The sequence below is a fragment of the Prochlorococcus marinus str. MIT 9314 genome (assembly GCF_000760035.1).
GTDB lineage: Bacteria > Cyanobacteriota > Cyanobacteriia > PCC-6307 > Cyanobiaceae > Prochlorococcus_A > Prochlorococcus_A marinus_B.
In genome coordinates this window covers 204,008-220,952 of record NZ_JNAO01000012.1, presented here as the reverse complement: position 1 = coordinate 220,952, position 16,945 = coordinate 204,008, and the positions used below count along the sequence as shown (strand labels likewise).

Below are 16,945 nucleotides of genomic sequence, written 5' to 3'. Positions count from 1 at the left end.
CATAATAGTTTCTTAATATTTCCTTAGAAAATTCAGCTTATTTGTATTAAAGGCCGTTGATCGGAGGATTTGCTGAATGAGGTTAAAATTTTTACATTTACATTTACATGGTCTTATACGTTCCAAAAATCTTGAGTTAGGCAGGGATGCAGATACAGGAGGGCAAACACAATACGTTTTAGAGTTAATTAAAAGTTTGGCTAATACTTCAGAAGTTGATCAAGTTGATTTAGTTACTCGTTTAATAGAAGACCCTAAGGTAGAAGATGAATATTCTCAAGAAGAAGAATTTGTAGAACCTGGAGTTAGAATTTTAAGATTCAAATTTGGACCTAATAAATATTTAAGAAAGGAATTGCTTTGGCCTTATCTAGATCATTTAACTGAAAAACTTATTTCTTACTATAAAAAAAATAAAAAGCCTAATTTCATTCATGCACATTATGCAGATGCTGGATATGTAGGAGTTAAACTAAGTAAATCCTTAAACGTTCCTCTTATTTTTACTGGTCATTCTTTAGGAAGAGAGAAAAAAAGGAAATTGCTTGATACTGGTTTAAAAAATAATCAAATAGAAAAACTCTATTCTATAAGTAAAAGAATTGAGGCAGAAGAAAAAGCCTTGAAGTCTGCAGATATTGTAGTTACAAGCACTAAACAAGAGTCAGTGTATCAATATTCTCAATATTCTTCTTTTTCACCTCACAAAGCTAAAGTTATTCCTCCTGGTGTTGATCATAATAAATTTCACCATATTCACTCCACAAGCGAGACAGCTGAAATTGATAATATGATGAATCCTTTTCTAAAGGATTCTACTAAACCTCCATTTTTGACTATTTCTAGAGCTGTACGAAGGAAAAATATTCCATCTTTGATTGAAGCATATGGAAGATCTGAAAAATTAAAAAGAAAAACTAATTTAATTTTGATTTTGGGTTGTAGAGATAGTACTTCAAAACTTGACCCTCAACAAAAAGATGTTTTCAATAATATTTTTGAAACAATTGATAAATATAATTTGTATGGAAAGGTAGCTTATCCAAAAAAACATCTTCCAAGTCATATTCCTGCTTTATATAGGTGGGCTGCAAGCAGAGGTGGTGTATTTGTAAATCCAGCTTTAACAGAGCCTTTTGGCTTAACTCTTCTTGAAGCTTCTTCATGTGGATTGCCAATAATATCAACTAATGATGGAGGGCCAAAAGAAATCCGTTCAAAATGTGAAAATGGACTTCTAGTAGATGTTACTGATATTAATGAGCTGAAAGTTATTCTTGAAAAAGGAATTTCAAATAATAATCAGTGGAAAATATGGAGCAGAAATGGAATTGAGGGTGTTAACAGGCACTTTAGTTGGAACACTCATGTACGCAATTATTTATCAGTACTTACTAAAGAATTTTCAACTTCAAATAGTTATTCTTCATCTGACATTAAACAAAGTTGTTTAAAAGGGACTTCCTCACTTATAAAACCCCATTGATCAAAGACTTTGGGATCAGGGTGAAGAATTAGTTGATTATTTTGAGTTTTCTTTAGTTTAAAGCCCTTCTTAGATAGTTTTTTCATTAAGTTAGCAGTTTCTTCAAATCTTGATGCCATTGCATCAAGACTTGAGCAGTCACTTGTTAATCCATTATCTTTCCATGTAAAAAAATTCATAACAAATTTTTCAAAGGTTGATTTTTAAAACTATACCTAAAATTACAAGTAAAATGTTGATTTTCCAAAAATTTTCAACTATTTTTTGTTCTTTCACTCCCTTAAGTTCAAAATGGTGGTGTAGTGGAGCCATTAAAAATATGCGTTTACCTTTGTGAAAAAATTTTTTTGTAATTTTAAAAAACCCTACTTGAATAATTACTGATAACGATTCAATAATAAATATTCCTGAGAAAATCGATAAGGTAAAAATGCTATTGGTTAATAACGCTATAGAACCCAAAATTGCTCCAATACTTAGAGATCCTGTGTCTCCCATAAATATTTTTGCCGGAAAACTATTATATTTAAGAAATCCTAAGCATATGCCGGACATAGCAAAACATAAGATGCTAAAAACAAAAAGTTCTTGCTGTTCCTTTAGTAATATTTCTGTTCCTAATCCATAAAAGACAATCCCACTGCATCCAGCTGCTAATCCATCTAGTCCATCAGTCAAATTTACTGAATTACTTATGCCTACAAGTACTAAAAAAGAAACTGGCAATATGAAAATATTCATATTTATTCCCCATGAGTCGGAAACTGTTATAAATGGACTGATTAAATTTTTTTCATAGGCTAACAATATAAAAATTATTGAGATAACACTTTGTAAGGTAAATTTCTCTTTTGTTGTTAAACCTGTGTTCTCTTTTTTTTTAATGCTTAAATAATCATCTAAAAATCCTGTAATAAAGAAACCAAAAATAGTAAGTAATAAAAGAAATAATTTCAGAGAACCTAAATTGATAGTTATTATCAAAAGCAAAAGTAAAAAAGGGATTATCATAAAAATCCCACCCATTGTTGGAGTATCACTTTTTTTAAAGTGATTAGCTGGGCCTTCATCTCTAATATTCTGAAGTAAATTAAATTTTTTGATAATCTTTAGACCATTTTTTGTTGTAAAAATAGAAATAAAGAAGAATAATATGTAAATTCCTATAAAAATAAAATTATTTAAAAAATAGGAGGTAATTATTAAAGCAAAAGTATTTAATATTATTAAAGATTCAAAGTTAAACTTTTTAATCTTCCCAATCATCTTCTAAAGAAGGATCTTCTTCAGTTTTATAATCTTCTTTTTCTCCCATAAGTGCTGAAAGTTCTTCTTCTTCTATTGTACTAATCTCCTGTGAATCTCCATCTTTTTCTGCAACAAGTCTACCTGTATTTTCGAGCCAAGATAGTAAATCAGGTTCTTCTCTTAATGGCAACACAGGAGCTGGATCATCTCTGTGATAGCAAGTTAAAGCAGGATTGACTTCCGAAATGTCATCCAATCTAAGTTGTAATTTATCTGAATCCATTAAAGGTTATGCTCTATATATAAGATAATACATAATGATGCATACGAAAAACTTTGTTTGATAAAGCAAATTTAAAATATTTTTTTATCTGGCTAATTTCATTGTTGCTCGCTGGATTATTTAAACTTTTTGGATATTTAGATCCTAATGTTTTAATAATTAATAACTTTCTTCTCTTGTTACTAGTTTTTGGTCCAGCTCTTTTAGTTACAATAATATTAGTTTTTAATAAGCTTTCAAATTCTTAATTACGTCAAAAATTTAAATTTATGGAGCAAATTTAAATGCAACAGATAAAAAAAGTTGTACTAGCGTATTCTGGTGGGGTAGATACGAGCGTCTGTATTCCATATTTAAAAAATGAATATGGAATTACAGAGGTGGTTACTTTTGTAGCAGATCTTGGACAAGGCGAGGATTTAGAACTTATTAGGCAAAAAGCTTTAAATTCTGGCGCATCTAAATCAATTATTGGTAATTTAGTTAATAGTTTTGTTGAGAGATTCGCTTTCTCAGCTATTAGAGCAAACGCTTTATATCTAGATAAATATCCTTTATCTACTGCTCTTGCCAGGCCTTTAATTGCTGAAAGTCTCGTTAATATTGCTAGAGAGATTAATGCCGATGCAGTAGCTCATGGATGCACTGGTAAAGGGAATGATCAAGTTCGGTTTGATTTAGCAATTAATGCTTTAGGTCCCGATTTAAAAATAATTACTCCCGCAAGGGAGTGGAATATGAGTAGAGAAGAAGCAATAGTGTATGGAGAAAAATTTGGTATTCCCGCACCAGTATCAAAAAAATCACCATATTCAATAGATGTTAACTTGCTTGGCAGGAGTATTGAAGCAGGTATATTAGAAGACCCAATGCAAGAAGCACCTGAGGAAATATTTTCAATGACATCATCAATTGATAATTCACCTGATTCTCATCAAGATATAGAAATTGTTTTTAAAAATGGTTTTCCAGTTGGAATTAATGATGAATTTTTAAATCCAGTAGAAATTATTCAAAAAGCTAATGATCTTGCAGGTAACCACGGTTTTGGAAGAATAGATATGATTGAAGATCGAGTAGTAGGAATTAAAAGTAGAGAGATTTACGAAACACCTGGCCTTTCACTTTTAATCAAAGCTCACAAAGAATTAGAGAGCATAACATTAAACCCTGATGTTGTTGACTTTAAGGGAATAGTGGAAAAAAAATGGGGTCAATTAGTCTATCAAGGTTTTTGGTTTGGACCTCTTAAAGAAAGTTTAGATGCATTTATATCATCGACTCAAACTTCAGTTAATGGAAGAGTAAAGATTAGACTTTATAAAGGGAACGCTATAGTTATTGGGAGAATGTCTGCAAATAATTCACTTTATAGGGAGGATCTTGCAACTTATAGCAATAATGATGTCTTTAAACATTTTTTAGCAGAGGGGTTTATTTACATGTGGGGTATGTCTAATAAGATATGGGCTGAATTAAATTCAAAAACAAAAGATTAAAATTTAAGATTCTGTATTTTCTTTAGTTTCGGCATCAGCTTTCCCAGAAGTTGAATTATCTCCAGTTGTTACTGGTTGTTTTTCTTTAGATGCAACTTTGGCATCTTGATCATCTTTATTATCTTTATTCTCTGATTGAGATGAACTCTTGTTTGAGGCTTTTGGAGTTGGTAAGAGACCTTCTTGTTTAACGGTCATGTATCTAATAACATCTTCACTTAGTCTCATTGCTTTTTCAATTTTGAAAATATGTTGCCCATCACCTTGATGACTAAGTTGCACGTAAATGCCTTCTCTATGTTTTGCTATTTGATAAGCTAATCTTCTCTTACCTCTCATTTGACTATCGAGAATTGTACCGCCAAATTCTTCTAAAAGCTTATTGTATTTATCAATGTGATTAGCTACTTCATCTTCCGCAATGTCTGGGCGGAGGATATACATGGTTTCGTAATAAGATTGTTGATCATTCATAGTTTCAGACAAGGTCTTTGGCTCATGAGTTAGTGTGATGAGCGTCTGTTCATTATTTACGATACATTATGATGGGCAATTTCTTGAAAAATAGGATTATTTTTTTTAAAGATATTTTTTTAGTGCGTCATTCATTACATCAAAAGGCACTTCTAAACCATCTGTCCAAAATGATAATGATTTCATTCCTTGAGCAACAAGCATTTCCACGCCATTTATAGTGAAGCATCCTTTTTTGGAGCTAAATTTTAATAAAGGAGTTGGGGCAGGATTATAGATTAAATCGTAAACAATTGTCTTTGAATTAAGAGCACTCCAAAAAGCTTCGCCATATGGCATTACATTATTTTCATATTTGGTTGTTTTCATCCCTGCTGGTGTTGTATTTACAATCAAATCTGCTTCCCTAATTAAAATTTGGGCTTGTTCATCATTATTTAAAAAACCCTGCAATTGAATTTGATTATCAAAGTTTTTTATTAATTCATATAGAGATGATTTGTTTCGTGATATTACTGAAATTGTTGAAAGATTTAAATTTATTAAACCTTGAATAACAGATCTTGCTGCACCTCCGGAGCCAAGAACTATTGCTTTTTTCATTGCTAATTTTAAATTTTTTAATGGATAAATAAATCCCTCTACATCGGTATTAGTTGCGCTCCATTCTTTTTCAGAATTTAATTTAAGTGTATTAATTGCTTTAAGTTTGTTAGCAATAGGGGAGATTTCACTACAAAGGTTAATTACTTTTTCTTTGTGTGGAATTGTAATGTTTAAACCCTTGCAATTAATCTTTTTAAAAGAATTAAGAACTAATTCTAGATCTTCACCTTTACAAGGTATAGCAATATATATTAAATCTAAGCCTAAATATTGAAGGGCAGCATTTTGCATAATTGGTGACAAAGAATGACTTATTGGATTGCCAATTAATGCTATGAAAGATGTCTTACTTGAAATCATATTTAGAATTGTAACCTTAAAAGTAATGATCTGTTCGGGAACCACACCCCGTCTTTGAGTAACAATAATGACGTCAATGACCGATTATGGGTAATAACAAATATAAAGAATTTACCCATGGGTAAGGTAGTAGGAATTGATTTAGGCACAACTAACAGTTGTGTCGCTGTTATGGAAGGTGGCAAGCCTACTGTAATAGCAAATGCTGAGGGTTTCAGAACTACTCCATCAGTTGTTGCATATACAAAAAATCAAGATCAGCTTGTTGGACAAATAGCAAAAAGACAAGCTGTAATGAATCCTGAAAATACTTTTTATTCTGCAAAACGTTTTGTTGGTAGAAGAGTTGATGAAGTTAATGAAGAATCTAAAGAAGTTAGCTATTCCGTTGAAAAATCTGGTTCTAGCGTCAAATTAAAATGTCCTGTTTTGGATAAGCAGTTTTCTCCTGAAGAGGTGAGTTCTCAAGTTTTAAGAAAGTTAGCAGATGATGCAGGTAAATATCTTGGTGACAAAGTTACACAGGCTGTAATTACAGTTCCAGCTTATTTTAATGATTCCCAAAGACAAGCTACGAAAGATGCTGGAAAGATTGCAGGTTTAGAAGTTCTTAGAATTGTTAATGAGCCAACAGCTGCAGCTTTAGCATATGGTTTGGACAAAGAAAATGAAAAAATTCTTGTTTTTGATTTAGGAGGAGGAACATTTGACGTCTCAGTTATTGAAGCTGGTGATGGAGTAACTGAAGTTTTATCTACATCTGGAGATACACATTTAGGTGGTGATGATTTTGACAGATGCATTGTAGATCACTTAGCTAATACTTTTAAATCAAATGAGGGTATTGATCTCAGGCAAGATAAGCAAGCTTTGCAAAGATTGACTGAAGCTGCAGAAAAAGCAAAAATAGAGCTCTCAAATGCTACGCAAAGTGAAATAAATTTACCTTTTATAACAGCTACGCCCGAAGGACCAAAACATTTGGATTTGAATCTTACTAGAGCAAAGTTCGAGGAATTAGCAGCTTCTTTAATTGATAGGTGTAAGACTCCAGTTGAGAGGGCCATAAGTGATGCAAAAATTTCTACTAGTGAAATCGATGAAGTTGTTATGGTGGGAGGCTCATCTAGAATTCCTGCTGTTTTAGATTTAGTTAAAAAAATAATTGGTAAAGAACCAAATCAAACTGTAAACCCTGATGAGGTAGTAGCTGTTGGTGCTGCAATTCAGGGAGGAGTTTTAGCAGGAGAGGTTAAAGATATATTGTTGCTTGACGTTACTCCACTTTCTTTGGGTGTTGAGACTTTAGGAGGAGTAATGACAAAAATGATAAATCGAAATACTACAGTGCCTACCAAGAAATCTGAAACATATTCAACTGCTGTAGACGGTCAAACAAATGTAGAAATACACGTTCTACAGGGTGAAAGAGAGATGGCGTCTGATAACAAAAGTTTAGGAACTTTTAGATTGGACGGTATACCTTCAGCACCAAGAGGTGTTCCGCAAATTGAAGTTACATTTGATATTGATGCAAATGGAATTCTTAGTGTTACTGCTAAAGATAAAGGAAGTGGCAAAGAGCAAAGTATTTCTATCACTGGTGCTTCTACTCTATCTGATAATGAAGTAGAAAAAATGGTAAAAGATGCTGAATCAAATGCATCTGCAGATAAAGAAAAAAGAGAAAAAATTGATCTAAAAAATCAAGCTGAAACACTTGTCTATCAGACAGAAAAGCAACTTGGCGAGCTAGGTGACAAAATTGATGCTGCAGCAAAGTCTAAAGTTGAAGAAAAAAGTAATGCTTTAAAAGAGGCTACTTCAAAAGAAGATTATGAATCAATGAAAAAACTTCTTGAAGAACTCCAGCAAGAACTTTATGCAGTTGGTTCATCTGTTTATCAGCAACCAGGCAATCAGCCACCATCACCTGGCGCAGCAGGCGGTTCTGATCAGAGTGATTCAAATGAAAAAGGTGGAGATGATGTAATTGATGCAGACTTCACTGAAACAAAAGATTAGTAAAGGTAATTTTTAACTTCATTAGCAACCCATTTAGAACAAGCTGGAGCCAGTAGAATCCCATTTTTATAAAAACCTGTACATATAATTAGTCCATCTTCAAGATTTTTCATTATTGGTGAAGGTTCACCATTTGGTCTTGACCTAATTCCGTACCACTTTTTAGAAATTTTTCCTTTCTCCAGCCATTGTGGTTTTTTATCGAGAAAATTTGTGAGTTTTCCGAATGTATTTTTTTCTGGCTTAGTACTATATTCGTCAGTTGATCCAATAATTAGCTTATTTTTTGATTTAGGAATTATATTTTTACCATTGATATTGAATTGTTTTGGCAGCGATAACAAATCAACTTCTGCATCATTAATCTCAATTTCCATAGCTTGACCTAAAACAGGCTTTAATTTGATGTTGTGAGATTGGTAATCTATTAAATCAATCGCTTTTAATGAATTACACAAAATAACCATGTCAGATTTTATATTTTCATTATTCCTTGTTGTAGAAATCCATTGATTGTTTGATCTTCTGATTTTTATTATTTCTGCCTGCAAATAATTTACTTTTTTATGTTTTAGATATTTATCTAATGTTTGAAGTAACGATAATGCATTTATTCTTCCATCTTTGAAGGAGATCATTCCTTTTATATTTTTTGTTTGGAAGGCTTTATTTATATTCTCGACTAATATTGAGTCTCTTTCTAAAATTAATAACCCTGGATCATTATTTTCAAAAACAAATTTCTCTAATTTTTTAAACTTTTCTTCATTAGTAGTTAGTTGTATTAATGGTTTTTCGATATTTAATTCATAATTAAATTTTTGTAGGAACGTAATCCATTGTGGCCATAATTCAATGCTTTGTTTCCTGAGATCCCAGCTTCTACCACGTCTTTTTTGATACATATTACCCATTAGCAAGCCTAAAGCTGCATTGCTACTATTTTGGAGTTGAGTTGGATCTATTATCGTTACTTGGAAACCTAATTCTGATAATTCTAAGGCGTTAAATTTTCCAATAATCCCTGATCCAATAATAACTATGTTTGCTTTTTGAAAATTTTCTTTTAAGCTTTTCATTGATATATTAGATATACTTGCTTATTTGACTTAATAGTTAAAGATTTTTTGGAACATCCTTCAATTATATTCAAAATTGTTTGTCCCGATCGTCCTGGCCTTGTAAGTTTACTCACAAGTTGGATTTCAAATTACGGTGGCAACATAAAACATTCTGATCATCATACAGATCAAGATGCAGGTTTGTTTCTTAGTCGAATTGAATGGAATAGTAACAATGTATCTTTTAATAGGGATGAAATTTATAAAGAATTTGAAAAAATTGCAGATGAAGTAGATGGACAATTTAACATAAATTATTCTGATGAAATCCCAAATGTTGCTATTTTCGTGAGTAAACAAAATCATTGTTTGATTGATTTACTTTGGCGAGTAAGAAATGGAGAACTCAAAATGAAAGTTCCTTTAATAATTTCAAATCATTCTCATCTTGAAAATATTGCAGATGATTTTAATGCAAAATTTGTCCATATTGATACCTTTAAATTTGATAAAACTATTGTTGAAGATCAATTTTTAAATTTACTAAAAGAATATGACATTGATCTTGTTGTATTAGCCAAATATATGCAAATTTTGAGTGACTCTTTTTTAAAAAAGTATTCTTCAATAATAAATATTCATCATTCTTTCTTACCTGCATTTAAGGGTGGGCAACCATATCATAGAGCATGGAAGAGAGGTGTTAAATTAATCGGCGCTACTGCTCACTATGTTACTGAAGATCTTGATGAAGGCCCGATAATAGAGCAATGTACAGTTAATGTAAGTCATAGGGATGAAGTTGATGATTTGATTAGAAAAGGCAGAGATATTGAAAGAATAGCTCTAGCAAGAGCAGTGAGATTACATCTAAATCATCAAGTATTTGTTTATAACAGCAAAACTGCTGTTTTTGATTGAAGATAGTTTCTTAGTTTTCTAATTCTATTAGTATTTGTCTTTCATAAATTGATTCTTCATTAAAAGCTCTTGCTACTAAGAAACTGGCAATGCAGCTGATTAACACAGGTTTCATTATTAATAAATTTTTTGTTAAAGCAAAAGCTAAAAACATTGCTGTTATTGGCGTTCGCGAACATCCTGCTACGAAAGCTCCCATTCCCGCAAAAATGTATGTACTTGGTGCATGTCCGGTAGCAATTTCCACCCAGCTCCCCATTATTAGTCCGATTGACCCTCCTAAAGTGAGCATTGGATAGAATAATCCTCCAGGAGCGCCAGATGCTGCAGCTAAACCTGTCGTGATAAATAGTACTAAAACTGCTAATAAAGCAATTCCAATACTTGTATTTTGTTCGGCTATTATTTTCTGTAATTCATCTAAATTATGAAACGTACTGGGTAAGAAAGAGTAGATACTTCCTAAAATAAGTCCACAGATACTCATTTTTAAAACAAATTTATTTTTATACCACTTTTTCCCAAGATTTTGCATTAATAAAACATATCTGCTGTACAATTCTGCAAATATCCCAATAATTATTCCTAATAAAACTAAGTAAATAAAATCAATAGGTAAGAAAAAAACTGATGGGTTATATTCTTTTTGAATCAAAAATCCGAGGTTAAAATCAAAGCCTCCTGCTTTAGGATCTAAACCCAAGGCTTGAATAATATCCGCAGATGAATCTGCAATAAAAGTTGTAATTACTACTAATAGTAAAATAACTGGTCTAGCAGAGTTTAATAACTCCTCTATTGCATAGATAAACCCTCCTAATGGAGCGCTAAATACTGCAGCTATTCCAGCTCCACCACCTGCTGCTACTATTACTCTTCTGAAAGCTGTAGGAGCTTTGAGCCACTTTGCCATTTGCCAAGCTACAGATCCTCCCATTTGAACTGATGGACCTTCTGGACCCAAAGGGAATCCACTACCAATCGCAATAATTCCTGATATGAGCTTTACTAATCCTACTTTTAAATTCATTGGAACTTTTTTATGTCTTAAGAAACCCATGATTTGACTCACACCTGAACCTTTTGCGGCAGGTGCTATATTTTTGATCAAATATCCTGCAATAGCTCCTCCTACAGCTCCAAAAATAGGTAAGACCGTAATAGATGGGAATTGGTCTAATAATGCTAATCTCCAATTATTAATAAAATAGATTCCAGTTTTAAAAGAAATGCTTGTCATTGAAGCCCCCAGACCCGTTAATAAGAGCGAAAATGCAACGACTAGAGATTTTTGTTTTAATAATTTTTTGATGCTACGAGAAGAATTATTACTTGTTTTTTGAATATTATCTTTTATAAAATTTGGCATGGTCCATGATTACTTTGTCAAGCTGAAATCGTGTATTTCATCAAATTGAAGATAGCGATAAAGTTCATCTGAATATGGATTAATTTTATTTTTAGTAATATCCTGATATTCTTCTATTTCAGGTATTTTTCCAAGCAGTGCACAAACTGCTGCCAGCTCTGCACTCCCTAAAAATACTTGCGCATTTTTGCCAAGTCTATTGTCAAAATTTCTTGTACTGGTAGAAAATACTACAGAACCTTCATCAACTCTAGCTTGATTTCCCATACATAAAGAACAGCCTGGCAACTCTAATCTTGCACCACAATCTTCAAATATTTTATAGTAGCCTTCAGCTTTTAGAGTTTCTTCATCCATTTTTGTTGGTGGACAAATCCATAATTTAGCTTTTAAATTTTGTACTCCTTCAAGAACTTTTGCAGCTGCCCTGTAATGACCAATATTTGTCATGCAAGAACCTATAAAAACCTCGTCAATATTTGTATTTGCAACATCAGTGATTTCTTTTACATTATCTGGATCATTAGGGCAAGCAACTATTGGTTGTGTTACTTTTGCTAAATCAATTTCAATGATTTCTTCATACTGAGCGTTTGAATCTGGTTGAATTAATGATGGTTTATTTAACCAATTTTTCATATCATTTATTCTTCTTGAAATCGATTTTGAATCTTCATAATTGCTCTCGATCATTTTTTCTAGCAGGCAAATATTGCTTTTTAAATATTCTTGAACAGTTTCTTGGGATAAAAGTATTGTGCTTCCAGCGCATGAGCGTTCTGCAGTAGCATCAGTAAGTTCAAAAGCTTGTTCAAGTTTTAGGTTTGGTAATCCCTCAATTTCCATAATTTTCCCGTTGAATATATTTTTCTTATTTTCTTTCTCAACAGTTAATAGTCCTTTTTTAATAGCGAAGAGAGGGATTGCATTAACTAAATCTCTAAGAGTAATTCCTGGTAATAATTCTCCCTTAAATTTAACCAGCACAGATTCCGGCATATTTAATGGCATTGATCCTATTGCAGCGGCAAATGCAACAATGCCTGAGCCTCCAGGAAATGAAATGCCAAGGGGAAATCTTGTATGACTATCTCCACCTGTGCCAACAGTATCAGGGAGAAGCATTCTGTTAAGCCAGCTATGAATGATGCCGTCTCCGGGCTTAAGAGCTACTCCACCTCTTTGAGATATAAAATCAGGTAATTCTTTATGGGTAAGTAGATCTACTGGTTTAGGATATGCAGCTGTATGACAAAAACTTTGCATCACTAAATCTGCAGTAAAGCCTAAACAAGCTAATTCTTTTAATTCATCTCTAGTCATAGGACCAGTAGTATCTTGACTACCAACTGTGGTCATAATTGGCTCACAGGTCATTCCTGGCCTAACTCCATCTAAACCGCATGCTTTGCCTACTATTTTTTGAGCTTGAGTAAATCCGGCACTACTTTCGGTTGGAGTTTGTGGTCTAGTAAATATTTCACTTGGTTGATAATCTAATTTGTTTCTAATTTTGTCCGTAAGAGATCTTCCAATCATAAGATTAATTCTTCCGCCAGCTTGAATTTCATCAGTAAGAGTTGATGGATACAACTCGAATTTGCTGATTAATTCTTCAGTATTTGAATCTTTTTTAATTTTTTTAATAATGCCTTTATAGGGATAGATTTTAATAATATCTCCTGTTTTCATTTGAGATACGTCAGCTTCTATAGGTAAAGCTCCTGAATCTTGTGCAGTATTGAAGAAAATTGGGGCTATTTTGCTGCCAATTATTATTCCACCTGTTTTTTTGTTGGGAACAAAAGCGATATCTTCTCCTATATGCCAAATGAGAGAATTAATAGCAGATTTTCTAGAACTCCCTGTTCCAACAACATCTCCAACATAAGCTATTGGTATATTTTGTTTTTTTAAATTATCAAGAATCTTTAGTCCATCAGGTTTTTTAAATTCCAACATAGCTAATGCATGCATTGGAATATCCGGGCGTGTTGTTGCATGTACAGCTGGAGATAAGTCGTCTGTGTTTGTCTCACCGTCAACTTTAAATACTAAACAAGTAATCTCTTTCTCCAGAACTTTTTTATTTATAAACCATTCTGCATTTGCCCAACTATTTACAACTTCTTTTGCATAAATATTATTTTGAGATAATTCATAAATTTCATTAGCCGAGTCGTAAACAAGAATAATATTTTTTAAAACTTCTGCCGCTTTTTTAGCGAGTAAACTATTTTCTCCTTTAAGTATTTCAACCAAAGAATTTACATTGTATCCGCCTATCATTGTTCCTAGTATTTCAATTGCTTTTTCGGGATTAATTGATTTGCAATATTTTTCGGAATTAACAATAGCCGTGAGCCAGCTTGCTTTTACGTAAGCAGCCTCATCAACTCCTGGGGGTACTCTATTAATTAGTAAATCAAGTAAATAAGATGAATCGTAAGTACTATCTTGTTCTAATAATTTTGTAATACAATTTGTTTGTTCAGCATTTAAAGGTAAAGGAGGTATACCTTTGGCAGCTCTTTCAGCTTCATGATCTGCATAATCTTTTAGCAATGTTTCCAAATTCTTCATTAGTAAGGTTTAATGCCTAATCTATTGTTATTTTTAATATTGAAAAGGAGAGTATTCATAAATGCTTTTTTAAATATTCAAACTTCTTAATTAATCAATGACGACATCATCAAATAATTCAGCTTTAGAAAAGACATCAGATTTACATGTTCTTGAAACCCGTCCATTAATACCTCCAAGCAGATTACATAATGATATACCTTTAGATCACGACTCTGCTAATACAGTATCTAAAACAAGAAGATCGATACAAAATATTTTGCATCATAATGACCAGAAGCTTTTAGTCATTGTGGGTCCATGTTCAATACATGATCTTGAGGCGGCAAAGGAATATTCAAAATATATTGAAAAATTCCGAGAAATGTATAAAGATAAATTAGAAATAATTATGAGAGTATATTTTGAAAAACCAAGAACAACTATTGGTTGGAAGGGATTGATAAATGATCCTCATCTGGATGATTCTTATGATATTAATACTGGTTTAAGAAGGGCAAGAAGTTTGCTTTCATATTTAGCAACTCGTGGCATACCTTCTGCTACAGAATTACTAGATCCAATTGTTCCTCAATATATTGCTGATTTAATAAGTTGGACAGCCATAGGTGCGCGGACTACAGAAAGTCAAACTCATAGAGAAATGGCATCAGGATTATCAATGCCTATAGGCTTTAAAAATGGAACAGATGGTTCTTTTACTACTGCAATTAATGCAATGCAGTCAGCTTCTAAATCCCATCACTTCTTAGGTGTAAATCAAAATGGAATGGCTTCTATAGTTAATACTACAGGAAATCCAGATGGACATATAGTTTTAAGGGGCGGTTCAAAAGGCCCAAATTTCGCAAGTGATCATGTACAAAGAATTTCAGCAGAATTGAGGCAGTGTAATCTTCCGTATAAAGTGATGATTGATTGTAGTCATGGAAATTCCAATAAAGATTTCCGAAAACAGTCGGAAGTGCTAAAAAATGTAGCGTCTCAAATTAGTAATGGTGAAAAAAATATATTAGGAGTTATGCTTGAAAGTCATTTGAAGGAAGGAAATCAAAAACTTTTAAAAAAAGAAGATCTCCAGTTTGGCAGAAGCATTACAGATGCATGTATAGATATAGAAACGACAAAAGAATTAATATCTATTTTATACGATTCACTTAGCTAGTTATTAAAAAATTAAAAAATAACGCTGAAGAGATTGGAACAATGAAATTATCTATTCCTAGAACACTAAATTGTTCGAGCAAAGTCGCAATAAAAGCTATTGTAAAATAATTTAAATTTAGATTATTTTGTTGAGAATATCCTATTGAGCAAACTACTATTAAACTTGTTAAAAACATTGTTATAGTTCCATATAAAGATTTTTTTTGTTTAAAAAAAATCCAACTCTTTGAGTTAAAGCTTTTTCCTATTAATCCAGCTAATCCATCACCAAAAGTCATTATGAAAAATCCACTAATTAGTGCATATGGATCTTTATCCCAGAAAAGATAAATCAAAATAAATAAACTTAGACAATAAAATAATGTCCCATAACTTTTTCTCTCAACATCTTCAATGGTTGGGAATAATTTATAGTTGTAATTGATGAAAACCATTAATGAAACAATTCCTGTAAAAATTAGAGCAAAGTTTTGATTAATTTTTAAAAATTGAGCAATGGGTATTAAAGGTCCTATTCCAATATGTATAATTTTTCTGACGATTTCTCTGCTATCTTCATTATATTTTTTAAAAATTATTGATATTAAAAAAATTGAAAATAAATATAATAAAATTACAGTAAATTTTATCAATTTGCTTAAGCTGCTTTTTGATGAGTTGTCATTACTCGAAGCTTTAATATTGCCTTAGCTTCTAGTTGCCTTACTCTTTCTCGTGAAACATTAATTTGTCTTCCTATTTCTGCGAGTGTTAATGGTTCTTCACCATCTAGCCCAAATCTTAGCCTCATGATTTTTTGCTCTCTTTCATTTAGTTGAGAAAGCCATGTTCCTAAATGCTCTTTTTGAATAGTTCTATCCATACCCTCCATAGGCTCTTCACAGTTTGGATCAGGTATGAGTTCGCCAAGAGTACTTCTGTCTTCTTCCCCTCTTGCATGCGCATCTAGGGAGGCGCAAGGAGCACTTTGAGAAATTAAATCTTCTAAATCTTTTTGATCAATTCCCATCTCAGTTGCCATTTCCAATCTTGTAGGTTGTCTTCCGAATTTATGCGATAATTCTCTAGAGACTCTTCTCATTTTGGACAGTTTTTCACTTATGTGAATAGGCAAACGGATGGTTCTAGCACTGTTATCAATTGCCCTCGTCATTCCTTGTCTAATCCACCAGTAAGCATAAGTTGAGAATTTATATCCCATAGCAGGATCAAATTTATCTACAGCTCTTTCAAGGCCAATAGCTCCTTCCTGGACAAGATCTAATAATTCAAGCCCTTGGTTTTGGTATTTTTTTGCAACCGAGACAACGAGCCTTAGATTAGCTGCCATCATTCTATCTCTTGCTCTTTTGCCAATCTTAATTTGATAAAGATTTCGTTGGGTTCTATCAGTTTCAGGAATTTGTAGCAACTTTTTCATGTTCTGAACATGATGAGCTAACTCTATTTCCTCTGCTGGAGTCAAAAGAGGTACTCTTCCAATGCTACTTAAGTAATAGCCAATAGAATCTGAAGCGAGTCTGCCAGATTTTTTTTGGCTTTGTTTTGCCGTAAGACTGGATTTCGATTTGCGAGACTTGCCCGCAGTGTTTGGTAATCTTGGCTCATCAAAATTATTATCTGAAGAGCTTTTCGCAGATTCCAGAGGGATCCCCATCACCCTGGCCTCCTAAATAATGGATTTTTTAAAAAGCTAGCACTGAAATTGAAATAAAAACTACTTTTACGTTGAAATTTTAAAGACAAAAATTTTTTTTTAAAAGCTTATTTCTTGAAATCCCTTGATATGAAATGATTTTATAAAAAATAAAAAAAATTTGAAATATTAAGTATTTTTTTAAATGTTGTAAAAATCAATATTAA

At 32.3% G+C, this 16,945-nt stretch carries 15 protein-coding genes; 5 read left to right on the top strand and 10 right to left on the bottom strand.

From position 1 onward, the window contains the following. The first annotated feature begins 76 nt into the window (after positions 1–76). The gene (locus tag EU98_RS02015; protein WP_032516210.1) at positions 77–1,486 is read left to right on the top strand and encodes a glycosyltransferase; all 1,410 of its coding nucleotides are present in this window, start codon (positions 77–79) and stop codon (positions 1,484–1,486) included. Here EU98_RS02015 and EU98_RS0109110 read toward each other — a convergent pair. Genes EU98_RS0109110 through EU98_RS0109105 form a run of 3 tightly spaced genes read right to left on the bottom strand, consistent with a single transcriptional unit; the run spans position 1,420 to position 3,017 of the window. After that, positions 1,420–1,665: a hypothetical protein gene (locus tag EU98_RS0109110; RefSeq protein ID WP_032516209.1), complete on the bottom strand. Its 246-nt coding sequence runs from the start codon at positions 1,663–1,665 to the stop codon at positions 1,420–1,422. The genes EU98_RS02015 and EU98_RS0109110 overlap by 67 nt on opposite strands. A gap of 10 nt (positions 1,666–1,675) precedes the next feature. After that, the gene (mraY, locus tag EU98_RS02020) at positions 1,676–2,752 is read right to left on the bottom strand and encodes a phospho-N-acetylmuramoyl-pentapeptide-transferase (protein ID WP_032516208.1); all 1,077 of its coding nucleotides are present in this window, start codon (positions 2,750–2,752) and stop codon (positions 1,676–1,678) included. Then, positions 2,736–3,017 carry a DUF3134 family protein gene (locus tag EU98_RS0109105; protein ID WP_032516206.1) on the bottom strand — a complete coding sequence of 94 codons (282 nt, stop codon included), beginning with the start codon at positions 3,015–3,017 and terminating at the stop codon, positions 2,736–2,738. The genes mraY and EU98_RS0109105 overlap by 17 nt, the downstream gene beginning before the upstream one ends. Before the next feature lie 284 nt (positions 3,018–3,301). Between EU98_RS0109105 and EU98_RS02025 the strand changes: the two genes are divergently transcribed. Next, a complete protein-coding gene (locus EU98_RS02025; protein ID WP_032516204.1) occupies positions 3,302–4,516 on the top strand; it encodes an argininosuccinate synthase in 1,215 nt (404 codons plus the stop codon). A gap of 3 nt (positions 4,517–4,519) precedes the next feature. On the opposite strand, the gene rpsF is transcribed toward EU98_RS02025, so the two are convergent. Continuing rightward, positions 4,520–4,990, bottom strand: a complete 471-nt coding sequence (gene rpsF, locus EU98_RS02030) for a 30S ribosomal protein S6 (protein WP_032516203.1) — start codon at positions 4,988–4,990, stop codon at positions 4,520–4,522. 105 nt (positions 4,991–5,095) lie between these two features. Further along, positions 5,096–5,956 (bottom strand): shikimate dehydrogenase, encoded by an 861-nt coding sequence (locus EU98_RS02035; RefSeq protein WP_032516202.1) that lies wholly within the window; start codon positions 5,954–5,956, stop codon positions 5,096–5,098. Between the two features lie 117 nt (positions 5,957–6,073). On the opposite strand from EU98_RS02035, the gene dnaK reads away from it, so the two are divergent. Then, a complete protein-coding gene (gene dnaK, locus EU98_RS02040) occupies positions 6,074–7,981 on the top strand; it encodes a molecular chaperone DnaK (protein WP_032516201.1) in 1,908 nt (635 codons plus the stop codon). Here the strand turns inward: dnaK and EU98_RS02045 are convergent. Beyond that, complete coding sequence (locus EU98_RS02045) at positions 7,978–9,060, bottom strand: FAD-dependent oxidoreductase (RefSeq protein ID WP_032516199.1); 1,083 nt, start codon at positions 9,058–9,060, stop codon at positions 7,978–7,980. The two genes, dnaK and EU98_RS02045, sit on opposite strands and share 4 nt — an antisense overlap. A 48-nt stretch (positions 9,061–9,108) precedes the next feature. Here EU98_RS02045 and purU point away from each other — a divergent pair, with 48 nt between their 5' ends. Next, a complete protein-coding gene (gene purU, locus EU98_RS02050) occupies positions 9,109–9,963 on the top strand; it encodes a formyltetrahydrofolate deformylase (RefSeq protein WP_032516198.1) in 855 nt (284 codons plus the stop codon). Between the two features lie 10 nt (positions 9,964–9,973). Here the strand turns inward: purU and EU98_RS02055 are convergent, their stop codons facing one another. Further along, the gene (locus tag EU98_RS02055) at positions 9,974–11,332 is read right to left on the bottom strand and encodes a ClC family H(+)/Cl(-) exchange transporter (protein ID WP_032516197.1); all 1,359 of its coding nucleotides are present in this window, start codon (positions 11,330–11,332) and stop codon (positions 9,974–9,976) included. Positions 11,333–11,341: 9 nt separating this feature from the next. Continuing rightward, the gene (gene acnB, locus EU98_RS02060) at positions 11,342–13,915 is read right to left on the bottom strand and encodes a bifunctional aconitate hydratase 2/2-methylisocitrate dehydratase (RefSeq protein WP_080725816.1); all 2,574 of its coding nucleotides are present in this window, start codon (positions 13,913–13,915) and stop codon (positions 11,342–11,344) included. Positions 13,916–14,012: 97 nt separating this feature from the next. On the opposite strand from acnB, the gene EU98_RS02065 reads away from it, so the two are divergent. Next, complete coding sequence (locus EU98_RS02065; protein ID WP_032516194.1) at positions 14,013–15,080, top strand: 3-deoxy-7-phosphoheptulonate synthase; 1,068 nt, start codon at positions 14,013–14,015, stop codon at positions 15,078–15,080. On the opposite strand, the gene EU98_RS02070 is transcribed toward EU98_RS02065, so the two are convergent. After that, complete coding sequence (locus tag EU98_RS02070) at positions 15,073–15,714, bottom strand: diacylglycerol/polyprenol kinase family protein (protein WP_032516193.1); 642 nt, start codon at positions 15,712–15,714, stop codon at positions 15,073–15,075. The genes EU98_RS02065 and EU98_RS02070 overlap by 8 nt on opposite strands. A gap of 5 nt (positions 15,715–15,719) precedes the next feature. Beyond that, positions 15,720–16,739 carry an RpoD/SigA family RNA polymerase sigma factor gene (locus EU98_RS02075; RefSeq protein WP_032516192.1) on the bottom strand — a complete coding sequence of 340 codons (1,020 nt, stop codon included), beginning with the start codon at positions 16,737–16,739 and terminating at the stop codon, positions 15,720–15,722. Positions 16,740–16,945 lie beyond the last annotated feature (206 nt).